Origin of the sequence: Streptomyces sp. NPDC102490 (assembly GCF_044765285.1) — a bacterium.
Lineage (GTDB): Bacteria > Actinomycetota > Actinomycetes > Streptomycetales > Streptomycetaceae > Streptomyces.
Genome location: NZ_JBIWJU010000004.1, coordinates 502,993 through 520,119 on the forward strand (window position 1 = coordinate 502,993; position 17,127 = coordinate 520,119).

Below are 17,127 nucleotides of genomic sequence, written 5' to 3' on the forward strand. Positions count from 1 at the left end.
GAGCCTGCCATGACCACGGACCACACCGAGCCTCCCCACATCGACACCGGCCGGGCCCACCCCGCGCGGGTCTACGACTGGCTGCTGGGCGGCAAGGACAACTACCCGGTCGACGAGGCGGTGGGCGAGACCCTGCCGCCCGAGGCGCGGGACGCGGCGCGGCAGAACCGCGCGTTCATGAACCGCGCGGTGGCGCACCTCGCCGCGCAGGGCATCGACCAGTTCCTGGACATCGGCACGGGCATCCCGACCGAGCCCAACCTGCACCAGATCGTCCAGCGGACGGTGCCGGCGGCCCGGGTGGTCTACGCCGACAACGACCCGATCGTGCTGCGGCACGCGGAGGCCCTGCTGGTCAGCACCCCCGAGGGGGCCACGGACTACATCCAGGCCGACGTCCGGGAGCCGGAGGAGATCGTGCGGCACGCCCGCGGCATCCTGGACTTCGACCGGCCGATCGCGCTGTCGCTGATCGCCCTGATGCACTTCGTCCCGGACGACCAGGACGCGCACGGCATCGTCCGGGGCCTGGTCGAGACCCTCCCTTCGGGCAGCCACCTGGTCCTCTCGCACGCCGCGATCGACCTCTTCCCCGAGCTGGCGGAGCAGGTGATCGCCCAGTACGCCAAGGGCGGCATCCGTCTCGGCTTCCGCACCCGGGCGGAGGTCGCCCGCTTCTTCGACGGCCTGGAGATGGTGCCGCCCGGCCTGGTCACGGCCACCGAGTGGTACGGCGAGGGGCAGGAGCCGCCCGCGCCCGAGGAGAGCGGTATCTACGCGGGTGTGGCGCGCATCCCCTGACGGGGGACGGGGGCGCGGGACGGTGGCTCAGCGGCGGCGCCCCCGCGCCGCCCAGCCGCTGCCGATCCCGGCGACGTGCAGGGCCAGCAGGGCGAGGCCGATGAGCATGACGTTGGTGGAGGTGAAGACGTCGTTGGTCGAGACCTCCGCCGCGTTGATCAGCCAGGCGATGAGGAACAGAACCGCCGCGATGATGGCGAGCACGGTGTACATCCCTTCGGATCGGCGGCACCGGAGCGGTGCCGTGTCTCGCGTATGCCCCCGACGGGCCGCCTGACACGACGGAGGGCACCGAAGGCTCCGTACAGTGGAGGGACCGGACCGCGGCGCGAGTGCCCGGTCCTTCCGCACCCCGTCCCGGAGCCCCCATGCACGACCCGTCCACCGCGCCTGACGACGGCTCCGGCACCCTGTTCGGCCTGGACGCCCTCACCTGCCGTCCGACGCCCGCGGCCGGTCCGCTCTTCCGGGACTCCGCCGCCGCCCGCCGGCTGCTGCCGGTGCGGGAGATCCACGCCGAACCGGCCGCGGCCGCCTCCCCGCGCGGCCGGCAGGTCCTCGCCCGGTTCCCCGACGCCCGCGTGGTCGAGGTGGACTCCCACTGGGGCATCCCCGGGCTGCACGGCAACGAGGGCAACGTCGAGCGCTGGGTGCGGGTCAAGGGCGAGACGCTCGTCCTGGGCGAGCGCAAGACGCTGACCACCCGCCCCAACGGCCGCTCCGCGGACTGGATCGCCCCGGGCGCCTCCAACGGCTGCGCCATGGCCTGCGCCTACTGCTACGTGCCGCGCCGCAAGGGGTACGCCAACCCCGTCACCGTCTTCACCAACGTCGACCGGATCATCGCCCACCTCGGCCGGCACATCGCCCGGCAGGGGCCCAAGCGCGAGCCGAACCAGTGCGACGCCGAAGCCTGGGTCTACGACGTCGGTGAGAACGGCGACTGCTCGGTGGACGCCCTGATCTGCGACAACACCGCGGACCTGGTGCACGCCTTCCGGCAGTGGCCGACGGCCAAGGCGTCCTTCGCGACGAAGTTCGTCAATCCCGACCTGCTCGACCTGGACCCGCGCGGCCGGACCCGGGTCCGCTTCTCCCTGATGCCGCCGGACGACTCCCGGCTGCTGGACGTGCGCACCTCGCCCGTCGCCGAGCGCATCGCCGCAGCCGGCGACTTCCTGGACGCCGGCTACGAGGTGCACTTCAACCTCTCCCCCGTGGTGGTCCGGCCGGGGTGGCAGGAGGACTGGGCGGAACTGCTGCGCCACCTCGACGACGTCCTGCCCGACCGGGTCAGGCGGCAGGCCGCCGCGGAGGTGATCATGCTGACGCACAACCGGGAGCTGCACGAGGTCAACCTGGGCTGGCATCCCCGCGCCGAGGAGGTGCTGTGGCGGCCGGAGATCCAGCAGGCCAAGCGCTCGGAGAACGGTGCCCTCAACGTGCGCTACCGGGCGGACGCCAAGGCCGCGGCGGTCGCCCGGCTCCGTGCGCTGGTCGCCGAGCACGCGCCGTGGCTGCGGGTCCGGTACGCCTTCTGAGGCCGGCCGCGAAGCCGCCCGTCGACCCTTAGGTAAGGCGAACCTAAGATCAGATAATGTTTTGTGTGCAACAACTGCCGGAAGCCTCCCTTCCGGCAGTTCCGCGAGCACACTGGGGAGCCGGCCTTGCCGCACACGATCGACACGACCGGAGACCGGCCGGGCGCCGCCGGGGTCACCGAGCGGGGCTGGGTCGAACTCGGCTCACACGCACACCTGCGCGAGGTGCTGGGCGACCCGTGGCCCGTCGTCATCGACAAGGTGCACGACCGGCTCACGGACGACGACCGGGACATTCTGGCCCGCTCCCCCTTCTGCCTCCTGGCGACCTCCGACGCGGGCGGCGCCTGTGACGTCTCGCCCCGCGGCGACGCCCCCGGCTTCACCCACGTCGTCGACTCCCGCACCCTCGCCCTGCCGGACCGGCCGGGCAACCGGCGCGGGGACAGCTTCCACAACATCCTCGACAATCCGCACGCCGGCCTGCTCTACCTGATCCCCGGCGGCAAGGAGGTGCTCCGGGTCAACGGCCGGGCCCGGATCCTCACCGACGCCCCCTTCTTCGACGCGATGGCGCGCGACGGACGGCGTCCGGACCTCGCGCTGGTCCTGGAGATCGACGAGATCTACCTCCACTGCCCGATGTCCCTGAACCGGGCAGGGTTGTGGAAATCCCGCCCGCCGAAGGCGAGTTGAGCCCTTCTCCCGACCGGGAACGCGGGGGCGGGACGGTGGCCGCGGAACCGGTGCGACCCCCGCCTCTACGAGCACTTCTTAGGTTAGGCTAACCTTCACCGCGTGAGATCAGGTGAAGACGCAGCCGGTACCCCGCGCCTGCGCGGCCACGAACTGTCGGCGACGGGCGTGACCGTCGCGTACGACGGTGTCGATGTCGTGCACGACGCCGCGGTCCGGCTCAGGCCCGGCGAAGTGACCGTTCTGGTGGGTCCCAACGGCAGCGGGAAGTCGACGCTGCTGCGGACCGTCGCGCGGCTCCAGCGGGCCCGCGGTGCCACGCTCCGTCTGGACGGCAGCACCGACGGACTGGCGCTGACGTCCCGTGAGTTCTCGCGGTACGTCGCGCTGCTGACGCAGGGCCGGCCGACGCCCGGCGGGCTGACCGTGCGGGACGTCGTCGAGTTCGGCCGCTATCCGTACCGGGGCCGCTGGGGACGGCCCGATCCGGACGGCCCGGCCGCCGTCGACCGGGCGCTCGCGCTGACAGGCGTCGACGGCCTCGCCGACCGCGGGGCCGACCACCTCTCCGGCGGGCAGTTGCAGCGGGTGTGGCTCGCGAGCTGCCTCGCCCAGGAGACCGGCGTACTGCTCCTGGACGAACCCACGACCTACCTCGACCTGCGCTACCAGGTCGAACTCCTCGACCTCATCCGCGACCTGGCGGACGACCACGGCATCGCCGTCGGTGTCGTCCTGCACGACCTCGACCAGGCGGCCGCCGTCGCCGACCGGATCACGCTCCTCGAAGCGGGCCGGATCGTCGCCGACGGCCCGCCCGAGGACGTGCTGACGCCGGAGCGGCTGACCGCCGTCTACGGCATCCGGATCGACGTCGACACCGACCCCCTGACCGGCCGGCTGCGCACCCGCCCGATCGGCCGCCACCACATACGAACCCCCGAAAGGCTCGGCACCACCTCATGAGACGCCTCCTGCTCACCGCGGCCGCCACCACCGCCGCGGCGCTCGCCCTCACCGCCTGCGGCACCACCGAACCCGCCGCCGACACGACGGAGAAGAAAGCCTCCGAGGCGATCACGCTCAAGGACGGCAAGGGCACCGAGGTGAAGCTCGACGGTCCGGCCACCAAGGTCGTCGCCACCGAGTGGAACGTCGTCGAGAGCCTCGTCTCGCTGGGGGTCGACCCGGTCGGCGTCGCGGACGTCAAGGGGTACAAGACCTGGGACAGCGCCGTCCCCCTCAAGAACGAGCCCAAGGACATCGGCACCCGCGGTGAGCCGAGCATGGACACCGTCGCCTCCCTCGCCCCGGACCTCATCGTCGCCACCACGGACCTCACCCCCGCGGCCGTGAAGCAGCTGCGCGAGGTCGCCCCGGTGATCGAGGTGAGGTCCGCCGACGGCACCGGTCAGATCGACCAGATGCTGGCGAACGTCGACCTCATCGCCAAGGCCACCGGCACCTCGGACAAGGCGAAGACCGTCCGTGCGGACTTCGAGGCCAAGGTCGCCGAGGGCAAGAAGGCCCTGGCAGACGCGGGGCTGGCGGGCAAGGACTTCGCCTTCGCCGACGGCTACGTGGCCTCCAACCAGGTCTCGATCCGCCCCTACACCGCCACCTCGCTGATCGGTGAGGTCAACGCCGCCATCGGTCTGAAGAACGCCTGGACCGTGAAGGGCGACGCCGCCTACGGCCTCGGCACCACCGACGTCGAGGGCCTGACCAAGCTGCCGAAGGACACCCGGTTCGCCTACATCGGCAACGACGACGACCCGAGCGCCACCCCGTTCAGCGGTGAGCTGGCCAAGAACTCGGTGTGGAAGTCCCTGCCGTTCGTGAAGGCCGGTGACGTGCACCGCCTCGACGACGGCATCTGGATGTTCGGCGGTCCCGGGTCGATGGAGGCGTACATCGACTCCGTCGTCGCCGCCCTGACGAAGTAGCGGAGCCATGGCCGTCACCGCAACCGAACCCACCGCGGCCCGTCCGACGACGGTCCCCACGTCCCGGTCGGGCGCGGCCGCGGTGACGGCCGGAATCGTCCTGCTGGTCGCCGTGCTCGCCGTCGTCGACATCACGCAGGGCACCGCCGCCGTCGGTCCTTCCGAGGTCCTCAAGGCCCTGACCGGGCAGGCCGATCCGGACGACGCGTCCGTCGTCGTCGCCTCCCGGCTGCCCCGGATGACCGCGGGGCTCCTGGTCGGCGCCGTCCTGGGCACGGCGGGTGCCGTGCTCCAGGCGGTCAGCCGCAATGTGCTGGCCTCCCCCGACACCCTCGCGGTGAACGCCGGTTCCTACCTGGCGCTGGGGCTGGCCGGTGCCACCGGGGTCTCGCTGCCGATGCTCGCCTCCTCCGGCGTCGCCTTCGTGGGCGGCCTGGCGGCGGCCGCCGTCGTGCTCGGGCTCTCCGGCCTCGGCACGGGCACCGTCCGCCTCGTGCTGGCGGGCACCGCGCTGATGCTGGGCCTGAACTCCATGACGGAGGGACTGCTGCTGCTCTTCCCGGAGCAGACCGAGGGCCTCTACGCGTGGAACCAGGGCAGCATCGCCCAGAACGGCTTCGACGGCGTCCTGCAGATGCTGCCGATCGCCCTGATCGGGCTGGCCGGACTGCTGTTGGCGGCCCGCCGGGTGGACGCGCTGGCCCTCGGCGACGACGCGGCGCGCGGTCTCGGCGTCCCGGTCCGGGCCACCCGCGTGACGGTGGTCGTGCTCGCGGCACTGCTGTCCGCCGCGGCGGTCACCCTCGCCGGGCCGATCGGCTTCGTCGGCCTGTGCGCGCCCGCCCTGGTGCGCCCGCTCGCCCGCCGGTTCCGCAGTTTCGCCCGCTCCCGTACGGCGATGCCCGCGGCGGCGCTCACCGGCGCGGCCCTGGTGCTGGGTTCGGACGTGCTGCTGCGGGCCCTGATCGCGGACGACCGCGCGGTGACCGTGCCCACCGGTGTGGTCACCAGCCTGGTCGGCGCCGTGTTCCTGGTCGTCATGGCGCTGCGGGTGCGGGACACCGCCGGGGCCGGGGCGCCCGACCGGCTGCGGATCCCGAGCCGGGCGGTGTTCCTGGCGACAGTCGCCGTCCTGGTGGTGGTCCTGGTGGGGCTCGTGATCGCCGGGGTGCTGGTCGGCGACACCAAGCTGCTGCTCGGCGATGTCGTCAACTGGGCCCAGGGGCGGGCCGGTCGGGCCGTCTCCTTCGTGCTGGACACACGGGTGCCGCGGGTGCTCGCGGCGCTGGGCGCGGGCGCGGCGCTCGCCCTGGCCGGCACGCTCGTGCAGGCCGTCACCCGCAACCCGCTCGCCGAGCCGAACGTCCTCGGTGTGACCGGCGGTGGCGCGCTGGGCGCGGTGATCCTGGTGACCACCGTGCCGGCCGCCGGGACATGGGGCGTGGCGGGAGCCGCGTTCGCCGGGTCCGCCGTCACCGCCGTCCTCGTCTTCGGGCTCGCCGCCCGGGGCGGTTTCCGGCAGAACCGGCTGGTCCTCGTCGGCATCGGCGTGGCCTCCGGGACGGCGGCGCTGATCAGCCTGCTGATCGTGCTCACCGACCCGTTCAACGCCACCAAGGCGCTGACCTGGCTGTCGGGTTCGACCTACGGGCGGACCATGCCGGACGTCGTGCCGGTCGCGCTGGCGCTGGCCGTCGGCATCGGTGTGGCGGTCGCCCGGCGCACCGAGCTGGACCTGATCTCGCTGGACGAGGACACCCCGCGGCTGCTCGGCCTGCGGCTGGCCCCGGGGCGCCTCGGGTTCCTGGTACTGAGCGTCGTCCTCAGCGCGACCGCCGTGGCCTGCGCGGGCACCATCGGGTTCGTCGGGCTGGTGGCCCCGCACGCGGCCCGCGCCCTGGTGGGCCGGCGGCACGTGCGGGTCGTACCCGTCGCGGTCCTCCTCGGCGCCGCGCTCGTCTGCGCCGCCGACCTGCTCGGCCGCACGGTCATCGCCCCGGCCCAGCTCGGCGCGGGGCTCATGACGGCGGTGATCGGAACGCCGTACTTCCTGTATCTGCTGGTACGGAGCCGCCGCTAGGCAGCGCGGGGGCACAACCGGGTGCCGTCCCGCCCCGCACGCGAGGGTCCGGACGGCACCCCCCGCTATTGCGGGGCGATGGCTTTGAGCCAGTCCTCGACGGTGACGACGTCAGCCCATTGCGGGAACAGCTTCTCGATGAGCATCCGGTGCACCTCGGGGTCGGTGTCGAGGCAGGCGTCCGCCAGGACGGTGAGGCCGAAGTCCAGGTCGATGGCGCGCCACAGGGTGGACAGCACCACCGCGCTGGTGGCGATGCCGGTGAGGACGAGGCTGTCGATATCCCGTGCCCTGAGCACCAGGTCGAGGTCGCTGCCCGAGAACGCGCTCCCTCTCCTCTTGGTGACCACGACATCGCCCGGCTCCGGCGCGATGTCGTCATGGATCTCGGTGCCAGGGGCGCCCTCGGTGAACAGCCCGGCCCGCACGACGTTGGTGATCACCTTGTTGCGAGGGCTGACCACCGGATCGCCCGGCCGGAACCCCATCACCACGTAGATCACGGGGATGCCGGCCGCCCGGGCACCGTCGATCGCCCCGCGCAGGCGCGGCAGATATCCGGAACCGTCGTCGGCGATGGCCACGACGTCCCGTTGGACGTCCATCACCAAAAGCGCGCTGTTCGCCATGCTCGGCGTCCCTTCTCCGTCGGAAAACAAGAGCAAGTCTGGTGGATGAACCGCGTGGCGGGGGACGTTTCGAAGATCCTCATCGGCGTCGCGGTGCCGGTGCTCCGGTTGACAGACCCGGGCGCCTGGCCCGCTCTTGTTAGACGCGACGTCAAGTTACTGAACCGTAATGAGTCAGGTGCTACCCCTGGTAACCCCTGTCCGGTTACGGTCCGGTAGCCCCCCAGGAGCAGCGCGACCACGGCCCTGACCCACGGGACCGCGGACGACCGGATCCGGCCCTTCCCCAGGAGGTTCGCCATGCCCCCACGTCCCCGCATGCTCGCCGCGGCCGTCGCCGCCGCCCTCGCCCTCGGCGCCCAGGCTGTCCCGGCCGCCGCGGCCGACGGCCCGGCCGCCGACTCGACGACCACGACGTCCCGCGGCATCGAGATACCGGCCTTCTACACACCGCCGTCCGAACTCCCCGGCGCCGACGGCGCGCTGATCCGCAGCGAGCCGCTCCCCCTGGCGCTGAGCCTGCCCGGCATCGACGGCCCGCTCCCGGGCCGCGCGACCCGGCTCATGTACAAGTCCACCGACGCGAACGGCGAGGCGGTCGCGGTGACCGGCGCCTACATCGAACCGGCCGCGAAGTGGCGCGGCGACGGGCCCCGTCCCCTGGTCGCGGTGGCGCCGGGCACCATGGGGCAGGGCGACCAGTGCGCCGCCTCGATGGCCCTGGAGCACCCGTTGCGGCTCAACGGGCAGACGGTCTCGGTCGGTTACGAGGACCTGTCGGTCTACCGGCTGCTGCTGCGCGGCGTCGCCGTCGTCGTCACCGACTACGTGGGCCTGGGCACCACCGACCGGCTGCACACCTACGTCAACCGGGTCGACGGGGCGCACGCCGTGCTGGACGCCGTACGCGCCGCGCGCTCCCTCGACTCGGCGTCCGTCACCTCCGACTCGCGGGTGGGTCTGTTCGGGTACAGCCAGGGCGGCGGCGCCACGGCGGCCGCGGCCGAGCTCCAGCCCTCCTACGCCCCCGACGTCCGACTGGCGGGCACCTACGCCGGGGCTCCGCCCGCCGACCTCACGGAGGTGACGAAGGCCATCGACGGCGGCGACCTCGCGGGCGCGCTGGGCTGGTCGCTCAACGGCTTCCTGCAGACCGAACCGGCCCTGCGGCCCATCGCCGACCGGTACATCAACGAGGCAGGCCAGGAGGCGTGAAGGACCTGTCGACCATGTGCGTGGGCGACGCGCTCTTCGGCTACCGCGGCGACAGCAGCACCGGCTGGACCAAGACCGGGCAGTCCATCAGCGACGTCATCCGCGCCGAACCCGCGCTCCAGAGCTTCCTCGCCGAGCAGCGCATCGGCTCGCTCAGGCCCGGCAGCCCGGTCCGGGTGGCCACGGGCGTCAGCGACGACCTGGTTCCGCACGGCCAGGCCCGGCGACTGGCCGCCGACTGGTGCGCCAAGGGCGGGAAGGTGACCTACGTGCCCGTGCTGCTGCCGGGTGTGGGCAGCGGCCTGCTCAACCACTTCGCGCCGCTGCTCACCGATCAGGGCAACGCCATCTCCTGGCTCACCGACCGGCTCTCCGGCGAGCCCGCCGGCTCCAACTGCTGGAGCATGCCCGCACAGCCCTGAGCCGTTCCCCCCTCTCCGTCCCCGGCATGCGCCGAGCCCGAGGTGCGGCACAGAATGCGCTCAGGCGCATGGTGGCGGAGCGACAGAGAGGCGGCGGCGTGGTGGACGCGAAGCCCGACGGCGGGTCCGGCCCCCCGCGCGGGGCGAAGATGCCGAGCACGGTCGCGCATCTGCCGCGGCAGGTGCGCGAGGAGCTGGCCCGCCGGCTCCGCCGCACCAGGCGGGCCTTTCGCGAGGAGGACGTCCAGGTCGTCGAGGCACCGCTGCTCAAGCGCGCGGTCGGGGCCTCGGCGCTCGGGAACTGCATGGAGTGGTTCGACTTCGGCGTCTACAGCTATCTGGCCGCCACTCTCGGGAAGGTCTTCTTCCCCGGCGCCTCCCCGGCCGCCCAGGTCATCTCCTCCTTCGCCACCTTCGCCGCGGCCTTCGTCGTACGCCCGCTCGGCGGCCTGGTCTTCGGCCCGCTCGGGGACCGCATCGGCCGGCAGAAGGTCCTCGCCACCACCATGATCATGATGGCGCTCGGCACCTTCTCCATCGGCCTGATCCCCAGCTTCGCCACCATCGGCATCGCCGCCCCGATCCTGCTGCTGCTCGCCCGGATGGTCCAGGGCTTCTCCACGGGCGGCGAGTACGGCGGCGCCACCACCTTCGTCGCCGAGTACTCACCCGACCGGCGGCGCGGCTTCCTCTCCAGCTGGCTCGACTTCGGCACCTTCGTGGGCTACGCCCTGGGTTCGGCGCTGGTCACCGTCCTGAACCTGTCGCTGACCGACGACCAGATGCTCGCGTGGGGCTGGCGGCTGCCGTTCCTGATCGCCGGTCCGCTCGGCGTCATCGGCCTGTACATGCGGCTCAGGCTGGAGGAGTCGCCCGCCTTCCAGCAGCAGCTGGACGAGCACGAGAAGGGGCTGGCCCAGGAGTCGGCGGGCAGCGAGTTCAGGACCATCGTGCGCGAGCACTGGCGCCCGCTGCTGATCTGCATGGGCCTGGTGCTGCTCTACAACGTCACCAACTACATGGTGACCGGCTATCTGCCCACGTACCAGACGGAGACCCTGGACCGCTCCAGCGGTTTCGCGGACGTGCTGGTGCTGATCGGCATGGTGTGGATCGTGCTGCTGATCACTTTCCTCGGCCGGCTCAGCGACCACGTCGGCCGCCGTCCGCTCTACGCCACCGGGGCGGCGGCGATGATCGTCCTCGCCGTCCCGGCGTTCCTGCTGCTGAAGGCGGACGGCGTCTGGGCGCCGGTCGCCGGGGTCCTGCTGCTGGCCACCCTGCTGGCCTGCTTCGCCGCGCCCAGCGCCGCGACCCTGCCGGCGCTGTTCCCGACCGCCGTGCGGTACGCCGCCATGGCCATCGGCTTCAACTTCGCCGTCGCGGCCTTCGGCGGCACCACTCCGCTGGTCGCGGAGGCGCTGGTGAGCATCAGCGGCGACGAGCTGATGCCCGCCTACTACCTGATGGTCGCGGGCGCCATCGGCCTGGTGACCGTGCGGTTCCTGCCGGAGAGCGCCCAGGTGCCGCTGCGCGGTTCGCAGCCCATGGTCGGCTCCCGGCAGGAACAGCGCGAGCTCATCACGACCTCGAAGGAGCTCTACAGCTTCGCCAAGGACCGCTCGGGCGCCCGCTGACTCCCGGCCGCGGACCGCCGTCCGCGCGCGAACGGGACGGCGCCCGATCCCGCGGCGACCCCGGCGAAGACCAGGGCGCTGCCCACGGCCTGGGCGGCGCCGAAGGAGCCGGTGCCGGCGAGCGGTGCCGTGCAGGCGGCGGCGACCGGGATCAGGCCGGAGAACAGGGTGGTGCGCTCGGCCCCGATCCGCTGCATGCCCATGTACCAGCACACGAACCCGACGACGGTGACCACCACCGCCTGCCACAGCAGCGCGCCCGCCTCCACCGCGTCCGGTACGCGCAGCCACCCGGCCCCGTCGGCCAGGACACCCGCCACCGCCGACTCGGCCGCCGCGATGCCGCACACCACGGTGGACAGCAGCCGCGGGCCCAGCGGCCGCAGTACCGGCACGGCCAGGACCGCGAAACCGACCTCTCCGGCCAGCGCGCACACGGAGAAGGCGATGCCCGCGCCGTCGGTGCGTCCCCAGCCCTGGACCGTGAAGGCCCCCACGGCCACGGACAACGCCCCGTACAGGACGGCCCGTTGCGGACCGCGCCCCTCCAGGAGGGGGAGGAGTACGGCGACCACCACGGGCGCGCAGCCGACGAAGACGCCGGGTACCGCGGGCTCCGCCGTGCGTTCCGCGGCGAGGACGGCCAGGTTGAAGCCGACCATGCCCACGGCCGCGAGCAGTGCGAGACGCAGCCACCGGCCGGGGCCGAGCGCCCGCAGCCGGGCCGTCGCACCGGGGCCGGCCAGCGGGACGAGCAGCAGGAAGGCCAGCCCGTAGCGCAGGAACTGGCCGCCCGCGTAGGGGTAGTCGCCCAGCAGGCTGTTGGCGGTGAAGGACCCTCCGACGAGGACACAGGCGAATGCGGCGAGGAGGGCGCCGCGCGTGGTGGTGGCGTTCATGGTGACGACGCTAGAGAGCCCGGCGGTCCGCCACGGGGTCCACTTCGCGTGCGCTGTCGGGGACCAATCGGCGCCGGGGCCGCTCACCCGCCCGTCACCGGTTCTCCCTCGCGTGCATGTCTCGCGGATCGGGGGTAGTCGGAGGGTCCCGGTGCCAACACATCGGTGAATCAACGGATTTGACGGCAATGACCGGACATGGGGAGAGACTGCCAGTGCGTATCGGCAACGTGGCGACCGCTGTGGCGGCCGCGAGCATCTGTGCCGCCTTACTGAGCGGCTGCGGCGGCGATTCGGGTGACGAGGACAAGCCGTTCGAGGGGCAGAGCACGGACGACATCGCCGCGAAGGCCGTCGAGGCCACCCGGCAGGCGAAGTCCGTGCACATGAAGGGCGACACCCGGCTGGAGGACGGCAGCACCGTCACCATCGACGTCTCGGTCGACCAGGAGAAGAACTGCCAGGGCACCATCGGCGCCGGCGGGACCCGGGCGGACGTGCGGCACACCGACGCCACCCTCTACCTGCGCGGTGACGAGCAGTACTGGCAGACCGCCCTGAAGCAGCAGCCCGACGCGGCTCGGAAGCTGACGCCGAAGCTCCGGGACAAGTGGGTGAAGATGCCGGCGAACGACGCCTCGACCGCCGGGGTCTGCGACAAGCAGGGCTTCATCGCCGCCCTGGACGAGGACGAGTCGGAGCGCCGGGGCATGCAGCGCGGCTCCACGACGGAGGTCAACGGCGCGCAGGCACTGGAGCTGACCAAGGACGCCTCCGGCGGCGAGAAGCTCACCCTCTACGTCGCCACCGAGGGCGAGCCGTACATCCTCAAGACCACCACCGAGGGCGGCAAGAACCCCGGCAGCATCACGTTCGGCGAGTACGGCGAGACGGTGGCCCCCGAGCAGCCGCCGGCCGGTGAGACGGTCGACATGAAGGAACTCGCGGGCGAGCAGCGGACCTGATCGTCCTAGCCGCCGGCGCTCCCCGCTTCCCCGCGCTCCCGGTCGGAAGCCGGCCACACGTAGGGCAGGTCGTCCGGGACCCCGGGGAACAGCTCGGCGTACACCGCGGGGTCCTTGCGCACCAGGGCCGAGCGGTGGCTGCGGTGGAAGGCCTCGTCGCCCAGCCAGGGCGGCAGTTCCCCGGCGGCCGCCAGGTCCCGCTGGTCGCGCACCGGCTCGCCCGGGCGGACCTCGGCGAGCCCGGCGACGAGTGAGGCCGCGCAGCTGTCCTGGTGCCCGTGCTCGCGCCAGACCCGGCAGACGTCGAGGCCGTAGCGGACGAGTGCCTCCTCGTAGCCCGTCCACATCCGCACCGCCGGGTGGTGGCGCCAGCCGTAGCCGGGGACGGTGAGTCCGCGCAGCACCTGGAGCGCCTCCACGCGCTGTTTGCCCAGGCGGCGCCGGTCCAGCGCCAGTGCCGAGTCCCGGAAACCGGGGTGGGGCAGGAAGGTCTGCATGGCGGTGCCGCTCCGTTCAGCCGGGGAACCGGCCGCGGGCGCGCAGGTGTCCGCGGCGTTCGGCGTAGGCGAGGTCGTCGCGCCACAGGCGGCCGGCGGCGGCCCGCATCAGCGGGCGCAGGGCCGGTGCCAGGCGGCGGGCCAGGGGGAAGCCGGGCCGGTCCGAGGTGGCGAGCACCGCCTCGACGACCGCGGTGCGCGGCCGGCCGGTCCCGTCCGGTCCGAGCGGCGTGGCGTGGCTCTCCACCACGGACCCGGCGCCCTCGCCGCCGGTGATGCGCATGACGACGGTGCGGGGTCCGGGCGCGGTGAACTCGGCCCGTACGGGGACCACCAGGCGACCGGTCAGCCGGAAGGACACGTCGACGACGAAGCGGTCGCCGGTCCCGTCGCCGTCACCACCCCCCGCGCCGTCCGCGTCGTCCTCGCCGTCGCGCGGTGTCGCTCCGGGCGCCCGGACGACGGTGAGGTCCACGAAGGAGTACGGGTGGAACCAGGCTCCGTGCCAGGGGTCGAGCCGGTTGGCGACGACGTCCTCGGGCTCGCAGGTCCCCGTGCCGCGCCACACGGCCGTCAGGGCCGTCGCCCGGGGCGGCCGGGCGGGCACGAAGGGCGCCGGGGTCGGGGGCTCCTCCCCCACGGTGTCCAGCCGCACCCACACCAGTACGCCGTCGTCGTGCACCGGCAGCGGCTCCCAGCCCGCGAACGGGGCGCCGTCCAGGGCGAGTCCGTGCCAGTGGCACACGAGCGTCCCGCACCGCACGGGGCTGTCGGCCAGCGGGGCGCCGAGGTGGGGGCAGGCGCCGGGACCGCCCACCAGGCGCCCCCGCGCGTCCCGCCAGACGACGACCTCCTCGCCGGCGACGGTGCCGGACAGGGGGCGCGTGGGGCGCACGTCGGTGCTCGCGCCGAGGACGTACCAGTTGCCGGAGGGGCGGGCCAGGGCGCGTTCGAGGGCGCCCGCGATGACGGCGGGGCGTGCCTCGCGCCAGGTCGGCCGCTGGTGCTGCCAGGGGACCGCGTGGCGCCGCAGCCGCAGGGGGAGGCGTCCCCGGCGCGGGCGGGGGTCCGTGCTCATCGGGGCTCCTTCCCGTCGAGGGCGCCGCCGCGGGACATCGGCGCGGGTGTGGGGGCGCGACGGGCGCCGAGCCGGGCGGACAGGACCCGTGCCAGCCCGTCGGCCGCGACGGCCGCGCGGCGCCGGCGGGACACCACCGCCCGCCGGTGCAGGACCGCGTACCCGCTCTCCGCGACGGCGTCGAGGATGTGCCGGTAGAGCAGGTACGCGGTGCGGATGCAGGGCCGTGCGACGGGGTCGAGCATGGCGAGGCCGGGCTCGGCCTCGCGGTAGACGGCCCGGGTGAGGTCCTCGGCGGCCCGCAGCGCGGCGGTGACGCGCGGGTCGTGGCGGCCGGTGCGCCTGCTCCAGAGCAGCAGGTCGCGGTGGACGCCGTGCGCGGCCAGCAGGTCGGCGGGGAGGTAGACCCTGCCCCGGTCCAGGTCCTCGCCGACGTCCCGCAGGAAGTTGGTCAGCTGGAAGGCGACGCCCAGCGCGGCGGCGTGCGGGGCGGCCAGGGCGCGGTCGGTCACGGTGCCGAGGACGGGCAGCATCTGGAGGCCGATGACGGCGGCCGAGCCGTGCATGTAGGCGCGCAGGTCGGCGTAGGTGGCGTAGTCGGTGACGGTGAGGTCGGCGCGCATCGAGGCCATGAAGTCGGTGAAGTGCGCCGGTTCGATGGCGTATCGGCCGGCGGTGTCGGCCAGGGCGAGCACCACGGGTTCGGCGGTCGGCCGGCGGCCGGTGAGCGCCCGCCGCAGCAGTCCGTCGAGGCGGCTGAGGGCGGCGGCGCGCTCGTCCGGCGTGGCGCCGGTCCCGGTGTCGTCGACGATGTCGTCCGCCCACCGCGCGAACCCGTACAGGGCGTGCACGGCCGGTCTGCGGTCGGCGGGCAGGAGGCGGGTGGCCAGGAAGTAGGTGCGTCCGTGGCGGGCGTTGAGGAGCCGGCAGCGGGTGTAGGCGGCGCGCAGCTCCGGATCGGTGATGCCGGCGGCGTCCAGTTCGCGCCGCGTCATCGGTGCCCGCCCCCGGCCGCCGCGGGGCGGGTCCGCGGCCCGGTGATGCGGGCGGCGGCCAGCTTCCCGGAGACCAGCACCGTCGGTACGCCGACGCCCGGGGTGGTCCCGCAGCCCGCGAGGACGGCGTTGTCGGTGCCGCGCACCAGGTTGCGGGGGCGGAACGGCCCGGTCTGCGCGAAGGTGTGGGCCACCGAGAACGGGGTGCCCGCGGCGTGCCCCCGTGCGGTCCAGTCGGCGGGTGTCACCAGGCACTCCTCCTCGACCGCGGCGGCGATGCCGGTCAGCCCCCGGCGTTCCAGGGTGGCGAGCAGCCGGTCGCGGTAGCGGGGCGCGAGGTCGCTCCAGGCGCGGGCGCCGGGGCCGATGTCGGTGTTGGGGCAGGGGGCGAGGACGTAGTGGAGGTGGCGGCCCTCGGGCGCGAGGGCGGGGTCGTGGGCGGTGGGCCGGGTGATCAGCAGGGACGGGTCGGTCATGAGGGTGCCGGTCCTGGTGAGTTCGTCGAAGGTCCGTCGCCACTCGGCGCCGAAGGACAGCGTGTGGTGGGCGAGGTGCGGCCAGGTACGGGTGGTGCCGGCGTGCAGGACGACGGCGGAGGGCGCGTGCCGCAGGGCCAGGGGGCGGCGCGGGCGGCGGCCGAGGAGCCGGTGGGCGACGGGCAGGTCGGGGGTGAGGACGACGGCGTCGCAGGGGACGCGCTCGTGGTCCGTGACGACCGCGGTGACGCGGGTGCCGGACCGCTCCAGGCGGGTGACGTCCCGGCCGAGGCGCAGGTCGGCCCCGGCGGCGACGGCCGCGTCGGCCATGGCGCGGGGCAGGGCGTGCATGCCGCCGCGCGGGAAGTAGACGCCGGCCACGGTGTCCATGTACGCGATGACGGCGTAGGCGGCCAGCGCGCGGGACGGCGCGACACCGGCGTACAGGGCCTGGAAGGAGAAGACCCGTTGGAGCCGTTCGTCCGTCAGAAAGCGGCCGATGCGGGCGTCCAGGCGGCCGAAGCCGCCGAGGGCGGCGAGCCGGGCCAGGTCGGGGGTGAGCAGGCCGAGCGGCGAGTCGAAGTTGGCGTCGATGAACCGGCGCAGCTGCACGGCGTACAGCCGGCCGAGCCAGTGGCGCAGCCGCCGGTAGCCGGCCGCCTCCCGGGCCCCGGCGAACCGTTCGACCTCCGCCTCCATCGCGTCGGCGTCCGTGTGCACGTCCAGGGCGGTGCCGTCGGCGAAGCAGGCGCGGTAGGCGGGGTGCAGGGGCAGGAGTTCGACGCGGTCGCGCAGCCGCTCGCCGACGGCCGCGAAGGCCTCGTCGGCCAGGTCCGGCATGGTCAGCACGGTCGGTCCGGTGTCGAGGTGGTAGCCGCCGAGTTCGCGTCGTCCGGCCCGGCCGCCGGGCAGTGGTTCGCGTTCCACGACGGTCACCCGGCGTCCCGCGCCCAGCAGGTGCAGGGCGGCGGACAGCCCGGCGAGTCCGGCCCCGACGACCACGACGCGGTCGGTGCGACCGGGCACCGTCCGCGTCACCGCGTGCCCCGGCCCGGGGTCGGCTGGTGCGGCCGGTGGCTGCCGTGGTCGGCGGTGCTGGGGCGCATCGCGGGTCCTTTCGTGGGGTCGGCGTCATGCTTTCCCCCTCCGCTCCCGGCGCGACGCCACCGGAGCCGGTTCCCGGCCGGTCGTCACCCGTCCGGTGGTATCGCGTCCCCCGGCGGGCACCCGTGTCGCGCGGTACCGCGCGC

At 73.8% G+C, this 17,127-nt stretch carries 15 protein-coding genes and 1 pseudogene; 9 read left to right on the top strand and 7 right to left on the bottom strand.

The window, feature by feature from the left end:
* Positions 1-9 precede the first annotated feature (9 nt).
* A complete protein-coding gene (locus ACIRGB_RS11545; protein ID WP_403861894.1) occupies positions 10-801 on the top strand; it encodes an SAM-dependent methyltransferase in 792 nt (263 codons plus the stop codon).
* A gap of 27 nt (positions 802-828) precedes the next feature.
* Here ACIRGB_RS11545 and ACIRGB_RS11550 read toward each other — a convergent pair whose 3' ends face one another.
* Positions 829-1,014: a hypothetical protein gene (locus ACIRGB_RS11550; protein WP_059298917.1), complete on the bottom strand. Its 186-nt coding sequence runs from the start codon at positions 1,012-1,014 to the stop codon at positions 829-831.
* Between the two features lie 155 nt (positions 1,015-1,169).
* On the opposite strand from ACIRGB_RS11550, the gene ACIRGB_RS11555 reads away from it, so the two are divergent.
* From ACIRGB_RS11555 to cdtC, 5 genes are all read left to right on the top strand, one after another.
* A complete protein-coding gene (locus tag ACIRGB_RS11555) occupies positions 1,170-2,342 on the top strand; it encodes a spore photoproduct lyase family protein (protein WP_403861897.1) in 1,173 nt (390 codons plus the stop codon).
* A gap of 126 nt (positions 2,343-2,468) precedes the next feature.
* A complete protein-coding gene (locus ACIRGB_RS11560; protein ID WP_403861900.1) occupies positions 2,469-3,038 on the top strand; it encodes an MSMEG_1061 family FMN-dependent PPOX-type flavoprotein in 570 nt (189 codons plus the stop codon).
* Between the two features lie 102 nt (positions 3,039-3,140).
* On the top strand, positions 3,141-4,004 hold the full coding sequence (gene cdtA, locus ACIRGB_RS11565) for a siderophore ABC transporter ATP-binding protein CdtA (protein ID WP_403861903.1): 864 nt from the start codon (positions 3,141-3,143) through the stop codon (positions 4,002-4,004).
* Positions 4,001-4,984 (top strand): iron-siderophore ABC transporter substrate-binding protein, encoded by a 984-nt coding sequence (locus ACIRGB_RS11570; protein WP_403861906.1) that lies wholly within the window; start codon positions 4,001-4,003, stop codon positions 4,982-4,984. The genes cdtA and ACIRGB_RS11570 overlap by 4 nt, the downstream gene beginning before the upstream one ends.
* A 7-nt stretch (positions 4,985-4,991) precedes the next feature.
* Complete coding sequence (cdtC, locus tag ACIRGB_RS11575) at positions 4,992-7,064, top strand: siderophore ABC transporter permease CdtC (protein WP_403861911.1); 2,073 nt, start codon at positions 4,992-4,994, stop codon at positions 7,062-7,064.
* 65 nt (positions 7,065-7,129) lie between these two features.
* Here the strand turns inward: cdtC and ACIRGB_RS11580 are convergent, their stop codons facing one another.
* Complete coding sequence (locus ACIRGB_RS11580) at positions 7,130-7,693, bottom strand: cysteine hydrolase family protein (protein WP_403861913.1); 564 nt, start codon at positions 7,691-7,693, stop codon at positions 7,130-7,132.
* A 300-nt stretch (positions 7,694-7,993) separates the two neighbouring features.
* Here ACIRGB_RS11580 and ACIRGB_RS11585 point away from each other — a divergent pair.
* Together ACIRGB_RS11585 and proP are read left to right on the top strand one after the other, a co-directional pair.
* A pseudogene (locus ACIRGB_RS11585) lies at positions 7,994-9,330 on the top strand (lipase family protein).
* Between the two features lie 149 nt (positions 9,331-9,479).
* Positions 9,480-10,967 (top strand): glycine betaine/L-proline transporter ProP, encoded by a 1,488-nt coding sequence (gene proP / locus ACIRGB_RS11590; protein ID WP_403862125.1) that lies wholly within the window; start codon positions 9,480-9,482, stop codon positions 10,965-10,967.
* Here proP and ACIRGB_RS11595 read toward each other — a convergent pair.
* Positions 10,931-11,866, bottom strand: a complete 936-nt coding sequence (locus ACIRGB_RS11595) for an EamA family transporter (RefSeq protein ID WP_403861917.1) — start codon at positions 11,864-11,866, stop codon at positions 10,931-10,933. The genes proP and ACIRGB_RS11595 overlap by 37 nt on opposite strands.
* A 215-nt stretch (positions 11,867-12,081) precedes the next feature.
* On the opposite strand from ACIRGB_RS11595, the gene ACIRGB_RS11600 reads away from it, so the two are divergent.
* On the top strand, positions 12,082-12,831 hold the full coding sequence (locus ACIRGB_RS11600; protein WP_403861920.1) for a hypothetical protein: 750 nt from the start codon (positions 12,082-12,084) through the stop codon (positions 12,829-12,831).
* Positions 12,832-12,836: 5 nt separating this feature from the next.
* On the opposite strand, the gene ACIRGB_RS11605 is transcribed toward ACIRGB_RS11600, so the two are convergent.
* Genes ACIRGB_RS11605 through crtI form a run of 4 tightly spaced genes read right to left on the bottom strand, consistent with a single transcriptional unit; the run spans position 12,837 to position 16,915 of the window.
* On the bottom strand, positions 12,837-13,328 hold the full coding sequence (locus tag ACIRGB_RS11605) for an MSMEG_6728 family protein (RefSeq protein ID WP_403861923.1): 492 nt from the start codon (positions 13,326-13,328) through the stop codon (positions 12,837-12,839).
* Positions 13,329-13,344: 16 nt separating this feature from the next.
* Entirely contained in the window at positions 13,345-14,406 is a 1,062-nt protein-coding gene (locus ACIRGB_RS11610; protein WP_403861925.1) for a DUF5914 domain-containing protein, read from the bottom strand.
* The gene (locus tag ACIRGB_RS11615) at positions 14,403-15,401 is read right to left on the bottom strand and encodes a phytoene/squalene synthase family protein (RefSeq protein ID WP_403861928.1); all 999 of its coding nucleotides are present in this window, start codon (positions 15,399-15,401) and stop codon (positions 14,403-14,405) included. Before ACIRGB_RS11615 ends, ACIRGB_RS11610 begins: the two co-directional genes overlap by 4 nt.
* Entirely contained in the window at positions 15,398-16,915 is a 1,518-nt protein-coding gene (crtI, locus tag ACIRGB_RS11620; protein WP_403861931.1) for a phytoene desaturase family protein, read from the bottom strand. The genes ACIRGB_RS11615 and crtI overlap by 4 nt, the downstream gene beginning before the upstream one ends.
* Positions 16,916-17,127: the final 212 nt, after the last annotated feature.